The 14026-nt window shown below is 69.2% G+C and carries 12 protein-coding genes and 1 pseudogene; 7 read left to right on the forward strand and 6 right to left on the reverse strand.

What is annotated here, in order from left to right:
• Nucleotides 1-651 precede the first annotated feature (651 nt).
• The 4 genes and pseudogenes from AB0E62_RS39040 to AB0E62_RS39055 all read right to left on the reverse strand — a co-directional run.
• A pseudogene (locus AB0E62_RS39040) lies at nucleotides 652-885 on the reverse strand (IS5/IS1182 family transposase); the annotation flags it as partial.
• 156 nt (nucleotides 886-1041) lie between these two features.
• Nucleotides 1042-1248 carry a hypothetical protein gene (locus AB0E62_RS39045; protein ID WP_181793000.1) on the reverse strand — a complete coding sequence of 69 codons (207 nt, stop codon included), beginning with the start codon at nucleotides 1246-1248 and terminating at the stop codon, nucleotides 1042-1044.
• Nucleotides 1248-5555 carry a DUF6531 domain-containing protein gene (locus AB0E62_RS39050; protein ID WP_362205582.1) on the reverse strand — a complete coding sequence of 1436 codons (4308 nt, stop codon included), beginning with the start codon at nucleotides 5553-5555 and terminating at the stop codon, nucleotides 1248-1250. The genes AB0E62_RS39045 and AB0E62_RS39050 overlap by 1 nt, the downstream gene beginning before the upstream one ends.
• Nucleotides 5545-5910, reverse strand: coding sequence for a hypothetical protein (locus AB0E62_RS39055; RefSeq protein WP_181792998.1), 366 nt, complete (start codon nucleotides 5908-5910; stop codon nucleotides 5545-5547). The genes AB0E62_RS39050 and AB0E62_RS39055 overlap by 11 nt, the downstream gene beginning before the upstream one ends.
• A gap of 681 nt (nucleotides 5911-6591) precedes the next feature.
• Here AB0E62_RS39055 and AB0E62_RS39060 point away from each other — a divergent pair.
• The 6 genes from AB0E62_RS39060 to AB0E62_RS39085 all read left to right on the forward strand — a co-directional run bounded on the left by AB0E62_RS39060 (nucleotide 6592) and on the right by AB0E62_RS39085 (nucleotide 11837).
• Nucleotides 6592-7005 (forward strand): hypothetical protein, encoded by a 414-nt coding sequence (locus tag AB0E62_RS39060; protein ID WP_362205585.1) that lies wholly within the window; start codon nucleotides 6592-6594, stop codon nucleotides 7003-7005.
• A gap of 171 nt (nucleotides 7006-7176) precedes the next feature.
• A complete protein-coding gene (locus tag AB0E62_RS39065) occupies nucleotides 7177-8034 on the forward strand; it encodes a hypothetical protein (RefSeq protein ID WP_362205588.1) in 858 nt (285 codons plus the stop codon).
• Between the two features lie 290 nt (nucleotides 8035-8324).
• Nucleotides 8325-8837 (forward strand): hypothetical protein, encoded by a 513-nt coding sequence (locus AB0E62_RS39070; RefSeq protein ID WP_362205591.1) that lies wholly within the window; start codon nucleotides 8325-8327, stop codon nucleotides 8835-8837.
• 117 nt (nucleotides 8838-8954) lie between these two features.
• Nucleotides 8955-9797 carry a DUF4097 family beta strand repeat-containing protein gene (locus AB0E62_RS39075; protein ID WP_362205594.1) on the forward strand — a complete coding sequence of 281 codons (843 nt, stop codon included), beginning with the start codon at nucleotides 8955-8957 and terminating at the stop codon, nucleotides 9795-9797.
• Nucleotides 9798-10071: 274 nt separating this feature from the next.
• Nucleotides 10072-11049, forward strand: a complete 978-nt coding sequence (locus AB0E62_RS39080) for an ATP-binding cassette domain-containing protein (protein ID WP_362205597.1) — start codon at nucleotides 10072-10074, stop codon at nucleotides 11047-11049.
• Nucleotides 11046-11837 (forward strand): ABC transporter permease, encoded by a 792-nt coding sequence (locus AB0E62_RS39085; protein WP_362205600.1) that lies wholly within the window; start codon nucleotides 11046-11048, stop codon nucleotides 11835-11837. Before AB0E62_RS39080 ends, AB0E62_RS39085 begins: the two co-directional genes overlap by 4 nt.
• A gap of 591 nt (nucleotides 11838-12428) precedes the next feature.
• On the opposite strand, the gene AB0E62_RS39090 is transcribed toward AB0E62_RS39085, so the two are convergent.
• Nucleotides 12429-13232 (reverse strand): SDR family oxidoreductase, encoded by an 804-nt coding sequence (locus AB0E62_RS39090; RefSeq protein ID WP_362205603.1) that lies wholly within the window; start codon nucleotides 13230-13232, stop codon nucleotides 12429-12431.
• Nucleotides 13233-13315: 83 nt separating this feature from the next.
• On the opposite strand from AB0E62_RS39090, the gene AB0E62_RS39095 reads away from it, so the two are divergent.
• Nucleotides 13316-13834 carry a MarR family transcriptional regulator gene (locus AB0E62_RS39095; RefSeq protein WP_362205606.1) on the forward strand — a complete coding sequence of 173 codons (519 nt, stop codon included), beginning with the start codon at nucleotides 13316-13318 and terminating at the stop codon, nucleotides 13832-13834.
• Nucleotides 13835-13849: 15 nt separating this feature from the next.
• Here the strand turns inward: AB0E62_RS39095 and AB0E62_RS39100 are convergent.
• Nucleotides 13850-14026: biotin/lipoyl-containing protein (locus tag AB0E62_RS39100; RefSeq protein WP_362205609.1), on the reverse strand; the 177-nt coding region annotated here is incomplete at its 5' end.

Consider the following 14026-nt stretch of genomic DNA (forward strand, 5'->3'; position numbering starts at 1 on the left):
CCCTGACGACACGACCAGGGCACTCGGCGGCCAACAACATGGGGGGTCAGTTTTCAGAGACTCGCCGGGGGTCAGATTTCAGAGAGCGTTGACACCAGCTGATGCATACGAAGATCGAGTTCTTCAATTGGGGCTTCACAACTCCATTTCTCGAATAACCAGGGCACCGATTCTTCATCTTTCGCCTGAAGGGCTACCCCCTGTTGGGTCATTTTTGTCCGGTCCGTGGAGCTAGTCGTCGCTAACGCGAGGGCCTGGCTCCGTATCAGGAATCGAGATCTGATGGCCATCATCCGTTCCCGAACTCTCCCCCACTGGGAGCCTGCCTGGGCACCGGATACACCCGGCGTTCCATCTCCTTCGAAGGGAGGATGACCAGCCTTGGCACGTCCCAACAAAGAACTGCCCGATGAGCAAAGTTTTCCGTGTATGGCGCTCGCTGGGGAGCACTGTCAATGGCGCAAGGCGGAGTCGGCGTGCCCAGCGAAAAGACACTCAAGGCGTTCGTCGAAGCCTGCGGCGAGACGGACACGACTCCGTGGCTCGTCCGACGCGAGTCTTCGCCCCTGCGTGGGGGACGTCCGGCATCGGCAGGCCCACGCACCGAGCGCATGGCCGGGCTGGTCTGCTTCGACGTACAGCAGAACCGGCTCAGGCCGTGGGGAGAGCCGCCAGTCGGCAGTAGCTGATGAGGGCTGCGGCCAGGCCGACGAAGGCGAGGAAGTGTTCGGCCTTGCGTTCATTGCGGCGGTGAAGAAGGCGGCAGCCGGCCAGCCAGGACACGGCTCTCTCTCCACCACCCACCGATGCCGGCCCAGCCGCTGCGAGGAACTCGACACCCTTGCGGGCGATGCGGTGGCGGATACCGCGCAGGCTGAGCACCTTGCTGGGGCGTCCGGGGCGCCCCTCCGTGTCGCGAGTGTTTCGGCCCTGGCATCCAATCAGCCGTCTACGGCGTCCGCGCTGACGCCGTTAGCGCGGACGCGCGGTATTCCTCCTGCACCACTACGGGCCATTGCGGCATGACTCCGCCCCGCTTTCTCATGTGCACGGGGTGATGAGCTCCCATGCATTCCCCGTGGTGAGCACGTACTCGCTCAGATACATGTCCGTGTCCTCATTGAGGTCGTCCCCCAGGTCCCAGACGGACTCGCACTCGGGGCAGAGCAGGAACTTCTGGCCCGTGTCCTTGCGCTCGTAACAGCGCACCCAGTCCTGGCCACAGTGCGCGCAGGCAACCTTGTCCATCAGTTCCAGCTCCTCGGGAAGGCCGTGATCACTTCATTGCCGTGTTCGACAGTGATCGAAATATAGTCCTCTCCGGGGTTGTAACCCACCTGTCGTCCCATGGGGATGATGTAGGTGGTACGGGCCCCCTGCGGGTTGACCGAGACCGCCATGGCGCGTCGGCTCCATGCTTCGTCAACCGATTCCAGCACGCCCTGGTTGCCCGTGTCGAAAACTCCGTGAGCGGGCTTTGCGGGGTTCTCCCGCGTGTGCTGCATGACGTGGATGATGCGGTGCCCCTCGGCCGCGTTGGGACCGTAGTCGAGTCCTTCCGGCGAGCGGTACCAGCCGTCCCCGAGGTCCGTCAGCTCACAGCCGTACAGCCCCAGCGGGTCCGACCAGGTCCCGGGGTGGCGGATGTACGCCGAGGGATTGGGGCCCGGCTTCAGGCCCAAGGGGTCCTGGCTGAGGTAACAGGCTGTCTCGGGGTCGTAGTAACGGAAGTAGTTGTAGTGCAGACCGGTTTCCGCGTCGGCGTACTGCCCCGGGAACCGCAGCGGGCAGTCGGCGGAAGAGGACTCCGCCGGTCCGGCGAGGAAGGTTCCCCACAGAGTGGTACGACTCTGCCATGTCGTCTCGCCCTCTGCGGTGACCAGTTCGGTGGGCGTGCCGACGGCATCTGTGATGACTGTCTGGAACACGGACGCGTGACCGGGTGCCGACTCCTCTGCCAGCCGGGCGAGGAATGAGGCGTCGCGTCCGATGGCAGACCGCCAGTGATCGGTCTGGGCGATCGGCCGGTGTGTGCCGGGTTCGTAATCCCAGGTGGTCACCCTGCCGTCCGCGCCCCTCTGTTCCGCCAGCCTCGTGTCGTCCCAGGAGAAGTCGGTGCGATCCGCCTGCGTCCCGTCTTGCATCAGGCGGTATTTGCACAGGCGGCGTCCGAGCGGGTCGTACGTGTACCTCCACCGTTCGCCGTCCGGCGTACCGACCTCGATCAAGCGATCCTCGGTGGTCCAGGTGTATGTCCAGGTCCGGGTCTGACCGTTGAGCAGCTTGCGGATTTTACGGACCAGGCGTCCCTGAGCGTCGTGCTGGTAGGTGTCACCACCTGCACGGCGGAGGAGAGAGCCATCGAAGACACGCTCACCGGCACAGCAGTGACCGGGTGCCGTCGCCTGCACGAGGTTGCCTGCCTGATCGTAGGCGTATGTCTCGGTCCAGCCATGGGCGCGTACCCGCATGACGCGGCCCATGGGGTCCAGGTCGAAGCGGCGGGTGCCCGTAGTGAGCTCGCGGATCTCCGTCTGATAGCCGTCACTGCGGTAGGCGTAGAGGCGGTGCTGAAGCAGGCTCTGCGCATCGGTGGGACCCGCGGTGAGGGACTGGAGAGTCAGGCGGCCAGCTGCGTCCCAGGCCTGGGTCAGCACGACATCGGGGCCGATCTGGCGGTCGGTCTCGTGTCCGGCGGCATCGTGGGCGAAGGTCAGGGTTCCCGCGTCCGAATGAAGTTCCGAGGGCCGCCCTGCGGCGTCGTAGGCCCACCGCGAAACCAGTCCAGAGGGAGTTTCACGGCGAACACAGCGGCCCAAGGGATCGTAGGCGTAACTCGTGACGCGGTCGTCGACCGATTCACTGAGAGTGCGCCCGAGAGCGTCCCTGACGAAAATCACCTCGGCGTCTCGGTTGACCGCCCGGGCAAGCAGTCCGTCCGCTCCGTACTCGAAGGTCGTCGTCTCACTGACACCCGTGCGCTGCTCCACGACGCGGCCCGCCGCGTCCCGGGTCAGACCGCACGTCTCCCCGGCCCCGTTCGTGCGCGAGATCAGCCGGCTCGCCGCGTCGTACCCGTACGTCAGCGTACGTCCGTTGAAGTCCGTCTCGGCGACCAGACGTCCGGCCTCGTCGTAGGTGTACGACCATGTCCGGCCTTGCGGGTTGGTGACGCATGTCAGCCGCAATTCCGTGTCGTACGAGAACAGGTAAGGGGAGCCGTCCGGATCGGTCCGCGTGGCGGGGACGTCGAAGTGAGTCGCCGTGTGCCGGGTCGTGTTGCCTGCCGCGTCGGTGTAACCGAGCAGGTTGCCCTCGGCGTCCCAGATCCACGACTCGCGGCCGCCGTCGGGCTGCTCGCGCCAGGACGGTTTCCCTTCCGTCGTCCAGCCCAGACGGGTGTTGTTGCCCAGCGGGTCGGTTACCTCGATCACCCGCCCGAACACATCGCGACGGATGGTTGTCGTATGACCCAATTCGTCCGTGAGGGTGAGAGGCAGACCCGCCGCGTTGTAGACCACCGTGCGGGTATGACCGAGGGCATTGGTGATGGTGGTTGGGCGGCCTCCAGCGTCATTCGCGTACCGGGTCTCGGCGCCGGTCGGATCCACGGTCCCGAGCAGGTTGCCCCGCTCGTCGTACATGTGGCGCCAGACCGCGCCACCCGGCTCGATCACCTCGGTCGGCAAGCCGAGTGCGTTGTAGGAAGCCTGGGCCAGCGAGCCGTCGGGGAGGGTGAGGGCGGTGAGGTTGCCCGTGTCGTCGTACGTGTACCGCGTGGTGTGTCCCAGCGGGTCTGTCACGGTGACCGGCCGGGCTCCGTACTCGTCCCACTCCGTACGGGTGACGTGCCCGAGTGGGTCCGTCTCCTCCACTACCAGGCCGTCGGCGTTGTACCGGTGGGGCGAGACGTGGCCCTGGGAATCGGTGTACGTCGTGGTGCGGGCGCTGTCGTCGTACGTCAGCGTCCCGGACAGGATGCCGTCGACGCCCTCGGTGCGGGTCACCCGGCCGCGGTCGTCGTAGACGTACGAGAACCAGGTGCCGTTGCGGTCGGTCCAGCGGGTGACGCGGCCCTCGGTGTCGTAGGCGAAGCGCAGGGGCTCGCCGCTGGAGTTGATGACCTCGGTGAGGTTGCCGGCGGTGTCGTAGCCGTAGCGCATCACGACCGTGCCCTCGTCGGGCGCGGGGGACGGGTGGTAGCGGGAGGGCGGCTCGTCCAGCAGACGCAGGGCGGTGACGCGGGGGCCCTGGGTGTCGACGGCGAGGTAGTAACCGCCTGAGTGGCGGATGCCGAAGGGGATGCCGTCGTCGTCGCGTTCGATGTCGACGCGGTTGCCGTTGCGGTCGCTCCAGGAGTCCAGCGCCAGGTGGAAGACGCCGAAGGTCGGGGAGGGGACGGGGGCGGCGAAAGTGCGCGTCACACCGGTCGCCGGGTCGGTGACCGTCATCGCGCCGTCCGGCTTGCCGTCCCACTCCAGCGGCCAGCGCGGACCCTTCACCGGCATCGTGGGCACACCGGGTTCCGGTACCGGGTACACCAGGCGCATACCGTCGGCTGCCGCGAAGACGACGCCCTCGCCGTCGATCTGGAGGCACTCGTCCAGGGCGGAGACCCAGGTCGGGCCGAAGCAGACTCCTCCCCGGTAGGAGGAGAGGTGGGTGCGGGTGAACTCCAGCGGCAGACTGCCCGGCAGGGTCAGGTCCGTCTGTGTCATCAGCATGGCGCCGGTCGTCACGTCGATCGGCTCGCCCACGCAGGGGGTGCGCTCGGTGTTGCGGGCGGCCGGGCCCAGCTCTACCAGGTCGGGGCGGAGCGACGGCGGGCGCAGCAGCAGTGGGGTGGTATCGGCGAGGCCGCCTTCCATGCTCGCCTTCAGCAGGCCGCCGCCCGCTCCCAGCGCGCCGCCGAAGATCATGCCGTCCTTGGCGGACTGGTTGACCTCATCCAGGCTGAAGCCGTGCTGCATACCCGTCGCCATCTTCAGCGGCTGGGCCACCGCTAGGTCGACCGCGACCGATTCGACCCCGCCGAACGCGGCGGCGACGAGGGTGCCCGCGGTGATCTCGGCCACCGTTGTAGTGACGGCGATGCCCATCGTGGCGCCGAACTCGATGACCGCGTCGGCCGCCGCGACGGCAGCCCCCGAAGCGAGTCCCGCGGTGAAGAAGGCAAGCGCCACCCCGCCCGCGATCACGGCCGCGTCGATGCCGATGCGTGTCCAGAGCTTGTTGATCGCGTCGTCGATGGCGTCGGCGAACTTCTCCAGCGCCTTGGCCATCTCCCGCGAGGATTTCGCGAGATCGCTCAGCCAGCCACCGTCCTGGTCCTTGGCGTAGCGGCCCCAGAACTTCTCGAACGCCTCGATCGACTCACCCGTGTTGTGGTGGATGATCGAGGACGCGCTGCGGTGCACGGGGGAGCGGACGTCGTCCACGGCATTCGCGAAGGTGCGCCAGGCTTTCGCCGCGTCACGCAGCTTGTCGGAGTCGGCTTCCGGCCACCACAGGCCCAGCTTGAGAAGGATGTGGCGGGCTTTGTCCTCAACGCTCACCGGCACCGTCGCTCTGCTGGGGGGTCTTCACTTCCGTGAACATGCCTGCGATGAGCTGGTCGTTGTCCACGTGTCCGTCCGACAGGTCCACCATGGCCTCGTGAATGCTCGTCAGACCGAGCACCAGGATGCCCGCCGCGCTTTCGATCTTCTTCTGCTGCGGCTTGTAGACATTGCCGAACTTGTCGCCCTGCTCGTCGTGGCCCCAGGGCTCACCGAGGCCGTCCAGAGTCTGGATCAGTGTGGTCAGCGCCTTGCTCAGGTCGATGGCCCCTTGGTGGAAAGCCGGTGCCGCAGCCTTGATGTCAGCGGTCTTGATGTCCAGTACCTTGCCGGGCACCTTGCCGTCGCCCATCGCTGTCGCCTCCCCCGTTCGCTGATGCGGCTCCGACCATAGGACAGACGGGTAAGGAAGTGTCATGTCGACCGTGCGGGCGTCATAGTGCCCGTCGAGTGTTCGCAGAAGCCTGGGGTGAACAGGCGGCGCGTAGGCGCGCAGAGCTTCGGACGCACGCCATGGGAGCCATCTGGGAGCCGGCCAGCTCTCCGAGCCCCTTCCAGGCCACGCGACACCACTACAGCCCAACGCTTTGATCAGCGCAAATACCAACCGCACTGGCGAGATCACCAACCGAGCCTCCTTCGGGACGAAGAGGTCGTGGGTTCAAATCCCGCCAGCCCGACAGCCGCAAGACAGGTGCCCAGCCTACTCACGTGAGTAGGCTGGGCACCTGTCTCATATGCGCGTCCGTCGGTTCCTGCGTGTCTACGACCGTCGCGGGTCGGTGCCGAAGATCGCATTCGACCGGGCGAGGGCTGTCGGGCGCATAGTCCCAGGTTGTCACCCAGTCGTCTGCTGTGGCCTGCTCGGCCAGGCACAGGTCCTCCCAGAAGAAGTGTGCGCGGTCGGCCGCGGAGCAGTCGTCGGCGACCCGGTGTTTGGAGATGCGTCGGCCGAGCGGGGCGTACGCGTATCGCCGCTGGATTCCGTTTGGGGTGATCACCTCCTCGCCTACGGCCCCGCTAGGTTGGGCCCGTGAGCGAAGACGCCCGTCTCCTGGCGAACTACCGAGTCCACGTCGTACCCGTAGTCCTGGCTCTGGCCAATCCGCCATGGCAGCAGGACGTCTGGCTTGACCCGTCGGTGTTCGAGAACCTGGGCCACGTCTTTCACACGCTTTTCGATGACTTCTGCGATGCCGACGAGCCCGAGCGATACCTGGGAGTCAGCCTGAGGACCGAGGAAGAGGTCACCCTCATGCGTGAGCTCGGCACCATGCTCAACGCAGCGGCGGCCGAGGCCCCCAACGACGCCGATGCGGAGTATCTCCGGGCACCCTCCTGGCCAAAGGTCGTGGCGGTCGCGGGTCGTCTCGCTCAGGTCATGGTCGCGAACGACCTGAAAGAACTCGCTGCGCTGCACGACGCCGATCCGAGCACCTCAACGTGAGCCGCAGCGTGGAGTGTCCGACTGCGTGACAATGCGGACAGACAGTGGCGGACATCCCTGAGTGGTTTCCGGAGATTGTTGCGTGTTCGCGGATCCGCAGCATGCGAAATGCACTACCTGTCCTCTTGTTGTCGGGCTACCTCGCGCCGCCCCGCTGCTACGGTCCCGTGCATGACGCTCCCGGTCGCCATGAGTCAGGCTGTTGATCTGCGCGTGCAGCCGGTTGACGAGGTTCTGGGGCGCGTGGCGCGGTCTCTGCAGGTGCGTTTCCTGCCGGAGACGGTGGTGCGCAAGCGTCGGTCCGTGGGAGCGCGGACCGACCGCGGGACCTGGGTCCGCGTCGAGCGGCGCTTGCCCGGCAAGATCACGGATCAAGGATGGAACGGCGGGGAGTGCGCCGCCCGCCTGGACGGCGTCGCCCAGCCGGCATGGCGGGGGTGCGTGGTCTGGCGGGACACGAACGAACAGGTGGTGTGGCGGGCCGACGAGACCGACCTCCTGCCCGCCGCGCCCGTCGGAAACGCCATTCTGCGTGAGGCCCCGGAACTCCCGGACGAGTGGTGGGACGGGTTGAACGCCTCTCTGGACTCGCTGGCCGCGCACAAGACAAGGCGGGTCGCCACACCTGACACGGAGACCATCACCCAGACGTCGGTCACCGAAACCATTCGGGCAGCCTTTCCCGGCGATTTCGATACCACCGTCCAGCGCTGGGTGCCGGCCCACGCCGATCTGAACTGGGCCAACGTCACGGCGCCGGTGTTCAGCCTCTTCGACTGGGAGGACTGGGGGAACGCCCCGCAGGGACTGGATTCCGCCTCCCTGTGGGCGAGCTCGCTTGCCGTCCCTTCTCTGGCCGATCGTGTACGGCAGGAGCGCCGGCGGGACTTCGAGAGCCGGGACGGCAAGCTGATGACGCTGTTCGTCTGCTCGAAGATCCTCGGGCCGTACGCGCACCCGGAGGATCCTCGGTTGGAGCCCGCACGGCGCATGGCCGAGCAGGTCGTTGAAGATCTTCAAGGGCACTGATCACGCGAGCGGTCGTCCGGACAACCAGTCCGCCGCGTTGTCGTAAGGCTGCGATGCCATGTGATGGCGCGTGGTGCCGCGTGGTGCCACGTGGTGGCAGGTGATGCCAGTGTGGTGTCACTTGGTGCTGCGGCCCGTGTGGAATGGGCTGCCCTATGGCCACCAGGCGCCAGTTGGCGCCCTGCCACTACGGCCTTAACCTGCCCTTACGTCTGCCCTTGGGAGAGAGGGGAGGTGCTGACGCCACCACGGGGTTGCCGATGGCGCCACGATGGTGCCATGATGGCGTCATGGACCTCACGCCCTACGTGGAAACCCTTCGCCGCGAGCTCGCGGTGGCCGCCGAAGCCGGCGGGACCGATGCCCGGGAGCTCGCCGAGCGGCTGACCGCGCCCCTGGAGTCGGCGACTCGGCTGACCATGCTCAACGTGCTGTCCGCAGCCATGGACGAAGTCACCCGGGAGCTTGCCCCCGGGTCGGTGGATGTGCGGCTGCGCGGGCTGGACCCGGAGTTCGTGGTGGCCTTGCCGGCCGTCGATGCCGGGGCCCCCTCGGCGGTGCCCGCGCCCGTCGAGCCCCTGAAGGCACCGGTCGAAGGGGACGAGGGCGGGACCGCTCGCGTCAATCTGCGACTGCCCGCTCACCTCAAGGCCCGCGCCGAGGAGGCCGCGAGTCGCGAGGGGCTGTCGGTCAACGCCTGGCTGGTCCGGGCCGTGGCGGCGGCGGTCGACGGGGGCTCCCGGCCGCGTACGGCGGAGAAGAGCCAGACCGTCGGACAGCGCTTCACGGGGTGGGTGCGCTGAGCGCACCCCTGCCCGGACCGCACCGCTCCACTGCACCGCTCCACCTCACCTCAGTTCGCCCACACACCACGTCCCACCAGCGGGGACGTTCCCACGACTCACGAGGACGGGACAGCCATGCCTTCTTTCGACACTCCTGAAGCGATCTCGGTCACCGCACGGGTCGAGGCCGGTTCCATCCAGTTCGCCGCGGGCGACCGGCTCGACACGGTGGTGGAGGTACGGGCCCGCAACCCGAAGAAGGACCTGGACGTACGGGCGGCCGACCAGACCGAGGTGTCCTGCACGAACGGCACCCTCACCATCCGGACGCCCAAGTCCGGCCTGTTCGGCCGCTCCGGCGTCGTGGACGTCACGGTCGAGCTGCCCGCGGGCTCCCGTGTCGACATGAGCGGGGCCTGGACCCAGGTGCTCGGCGAGGGCCGGCTCGGTGAGGTCCGGGTGAAGACCTCCTCCGGTGACGTCCGCCTCGATACGACCGGCCCGCTGGAGCTGACCGCCTCGCACGGCTCGATCACCGTCGGCCGGGTCGAGGGCCGGGCCGAGATCAGCACCAGCACCGGCAGCCTGCGCGTCGGCCTCCTCGACGGCCCGGCCGTGCTGAAGAACTCGCACGGCGGCACGACCGTCGACGTCGCGACCGGCGCGCTGCGGGTGAGCAACGCCAACGGTGACATCGAGGTGCGGCGCGCCGAGGACTCGGTCACCGCCACCACCGCCCACGGCACCGTGCGCGTCGCCGACGTGGCCCGCGGCACCGTCCAGTTGGAGACCTCCTACGGCGCCATCGACCTCGGTATCCGGGAGGGCACGGCCGCCTGGCTCGACGTCAGCTCCGAGTCCGGGCAGGTGCGCAACGCCCTCACCGCCTCCGGCGCCCCGGAGGCGACCGACGACACCGTCCAGGTCCGCGCCCGCACCCGCTACGGCACCATCGACATCCGCCGCGCCCACAGCTGAGCACCCGCCCGGCCGGCCTCCACGACACCGGCCCGCCCCCGGCCGGCCTTCACGACACCGGCCCGCCCGGCCGGCCTCCACGACACCGCCCCGCCCCGGCCGGCCTTCACGACACCGCCCCGCCCCGGCCGGCCTTCACGACACCGGCCCGCCCGGTCGGCCTTCGGTACACCGGCCCGCCCGTCCTCCGGGGCACCGCACCACCAGCCGCGCCGGCTCCCCCTCACTTCCCCGACTCCGACTCGAACGGGAGGCTCCCGTCGTCATGTCTGTCATGCCCACGTCCAATATGCCCCAGCAGGCCGCCGCCGTCTCCGCCGCCGGGCTGCGCAAGTCCTACGGCGACAAGACCGTCCTGGACGGCATCGATCTGCACATCCCCGCCGGCTCCGTGTTCGCGCTGCTCGGGCCGAACGGGGCCGGCAAGACCACCACCGTGAAGATCCTCTCCACGCTCGTCACCGCCGACGGCGGACAGGCCCGGGTCGCGGGCCACGACCTCGCCACCGAACCGCAGGCCGTGCGCGCCGCGATCGGGGTCACCGGGCAGTTCTCCGCCGTCGACGGACTGATCACCGGTGAGGAGAACATGCTGCTCATGGCCGATCTGCACCATCTGCCCAAGCGCGAGGGACGGCGGGTGGCCGCCGAGTTGCTGGAGCGGTTCGGTCTGGGCGACGCCGCCAGGAAGCCCGCCCAGAGTTACTCCGGCGGCATGAAGCGCCGTCTCGACATCGCCATGACCCTCGTCGGCGACCCGCGGATCATCTTCCTCGACGAGCCGACCACCGGCCTCGACCCCCGCTCCCGGCACACCATGTGGCAGATCGTCCGGGAGCTGGTCACGGGGGGCGTCACCGTCTTCCTCACCACCCAGTACCTGGAGGAGGCCGACCAGCTCGCCGACCGGATCGCCGTGCTCAACGGCGGGAAGATCGCCGCCGAGGGCACCGCCGACCAGCTCAAGCGCCTCGTTCCCGGCGGACATGTCCGGCTCCGCTTCTCCGACCCGTCCGCCTACCGGTCCGCCGCCGCCGCGCTGCGCGAGGTCACGCCGGACGACGAGGCGCTGGTGCTGCGCGTCCCCAGCGACGGCAGCCCGCGCGAACTGCGCTCCCTCCTCGACTGGCTGGAGGCCGCCGGCATCGAGGCGGACGAGCTGACCGTGCACACCCCCGACCTCGACGACGTCTTCTTCGCCCTCACCGCCGGCGCCGACCAGCCGGCCCTGTCCACGGAGGTGGCCCGATGAGCTCCCTGTCCCTCGCCGTGCGCGACTCCTCGACGATGCTGCGCCGCAATCTGCTGCACGCCCGCCGCTACCCGTCCATGACGCTGAACCTGCTGCTCACGCCGGTCGTGCTGCTGCTGCTCTTCGTCTACATCTTCGGTGACGTGATGAGCGCGGGCATCGGGAACGGCGGGGCGGACCGGTCCGCGTACCTCGCCTATCTCGTCCCGGGCATCCTGCTGATGACCATCGGCGGCACCACGATCGGCAGCGCGGTGTCCGTCGCGACGGACATGACCGAGGGCATCGTCGCCCGCTTCCGTACGATGGCGATCCACCGCGGCTCGGTGCTCATCGGGCATGTCGTCGGCAGCGTGCTGCAGTGTGTGATGAGCGTGGTGCTCGTGGGGGCCGTCGCGGTGGCCATCGGGTTCCGGTCCACGGACGCCACCGCCCTGGAGTGGCTCCTGGCCGCCGGGCTGCTGACCCTCGTCTCCTTGGCGCTCACCTGGATCGCGGTCGGGATGGGTCTGTCCAGCCCGACCGCCGAGGCGGCCAGTAACAACGCCATGCCGCTGATAATGCTGCCGTTCCTCTCCAGCGCGTTCGTGCCGGTGGACGCGATGCCGGGCTGGTTCCGGCCCATTGCCGAGTACCAGCCCTTCACTCCGGCCATCGAGACCCTGCGCGGGCTGTTGCTCGGCACCGGGATCGGCTACAACGGGTGGCTGGCCGTCGCCTGGTGCGTCGGGCTGGCCGGACTCGGCTACGCCTGGTCCACCTCGCTCTTCGCCCGCGAACCGAAGTAAGGGCCGGGGCCCGTCCCACCGGCTCGTCCCACTCCGGGGCGGCGTACGTCCGGCACCACGTCGGCGGGCGCCGCCCCGGGGCCGTTTCCGTAGGGGGACGCGGGTGGCCGTATCGGGGAGCCCGTTCGGATGCGCCGCGGCAGCGTCGTCGTAGTCGCGTCAGGGCAGCGTCAGGGTTGCCGGTCCCGGCTTGCCCGGGGGTGTGCGGGGCGGCTTCGATGGGCGGTGTGAACAGCGCCCGGCCCCTCCCCGGCCGGCCGCCGGGTCCGCTCACCGGACGAGTCCGCTCGGCCCGGCGAGTTCCGCTCGGCCGCCGCGTCATCGGCCGGCGCTGACCGGAAGCGCCCGCACCGGGCGGACGCCGTGTCCCGTCGGCGCGGCCCGTCTCCCGGTGCCGCGTCCCGCCGACGCCGGCTTCCGTGGTCCGAGGGGTGCCGAGCGGCTCCGGCACCCCTCGGCTTCCCCTCGCGACACTCAGGGCACCCCAGCACTCAGGGCACCCGCGGCACTCAGGGCACTTGCGGCACTCGTGGCACCCGCGGCGCTCGTGGGCGGAAGCCGGAAGCGCCCGGTATCGCGCACACCCCCGCGTCAGTGGCCGCGGACGCGGGACAGGTTCAGCGGGTAGTTGAGGCCGCCGGTCACCGGGAGGACCGCCCCGTTGATCCACTCCGACGCGGGGCTCGCCAGCAGGGACACGGCGTTGGCGATGTCCTGGGGGGTGCCGAGCCGCCCGGCGGGGGTGGCGCCTGCCAGCGCGTCGCGCGCCGGCTGCGGGACGGCCGCGGAGGCGTCCGTGAGGACGAAGCCCAGGGCCAGGCCGTTGACGGTGACGCCGTCGGCGCCGAACTCGTCGGCCGCGTACCGTACGTAGCCCTCCAGCGCGGCCTTCGTCACGCCGTGCGCGGCGAGACCGGGCGCGGTCGGGCCCCAGGAGGAGCCACTGGAGATGACGACGAGCCGCCCGTACCCCCGCTCCCGCATCGCGGGTACGAAGGCGGTGGTGAGCCGGTGCAGCAGGACGACGTCGTTGCGGACCTTGTCGCCGAGCGCGGTCGGGTCCAGGTCGGGCAGCGGCACGCGCGGGTACGAGGCGCACGCGTTGCTGACCACGACGTCCAGGTGGTCCACCCGCTCCCGCACGGCGGCCACCAGTTCGGCGGCGCCGTCGGCCGCGTCCAGGTCGGCCCTGAGCAAGGTGGTCCTGACGCCGTTCTCCGCACAGGCGGCCGCGACCGCCTCGGCCTCCTCCCGCGCGCTTCGGTACGTGAGCACGATGTCGGCCCCGAGCCCGGCGAGCGTGGTGGCCGTCGCGGCCCCGATCCCCCGGCTGCCGCCTGTCACCAGTGCGGTCCGGCCCTCCAGCGGACCGGCCGCGGAGACGCTACGAGTCATCGGCAAGGCACCTCTCTTCGACTGCTTCACTTCCTGGTAATTAAACGACCAGGAAGATAATGGCTGACGGCTAGGCTAGACCCATGGGTGATCGCCAGCAAGCCGTCGATCGCGTCGACGTGATCATGAAGCAGGTCGCGCAGGTCTCCACGGCACCCGACCTGACGTCCAAGGAACTCTGCCAGCGGCTCCAGCGCGTCGCCCACCACCTGGAGACCCGGCTCCGCCGCGAGCTGGCCGTCTTCGGCATCGAGCCCTGGGAGATCGAACTGCTCGCCTCCCTGCGCCGGGTCGGCCCGCCGCACCAGGTGACCGCCGGTTCGCTGCAGGACATCATGCAGCTGACCACCGGCGCGGTCACCAAGCGCGTGGCCGCCCTGGAGAAGAAGGGGTGGGTACGCCGCGAGGTCGACGCCGGCGACCGCCGCCAGGTGCTCGTCTGCCTCACGGACGAGGGGGAGCAGCGGGCGCTCGAGGTGTTCGCCACCAAGACGGAGACGGAGGCGCGGGTGCTGTCCGCCCTCGGCCTCGCCACCCAGCGACGGCTGAACGACGACCTGCGCACGCTGCTGATCGATCTGGAGGGAGCGGTACAGAACTGACCGCTCCCCCGCGCCTCAGTCCTTGATCTCGCAGAGGGTGGCGCCGGAGGTGAGGGAGGCGCCGACTTCGGCGGTGAGGCCCTTGATGGTGCCGCTCTTGTGGGCGTTGAGGGGCTGTTCCATCTTCATGGCTTCCAGGACGACGACGAGGTCGCCTTCCTGGACTTCCTGGCCTTCCTCGACGGCGATCTT

Source organism: Streptomyces sp. NPDC038707 (assembly GCF_040636485.1).
GTDB lineage: Bacteria > Actinomycetota > Actinomycetes > Streptomycetales > Streptomycetaceae > Streptomyces.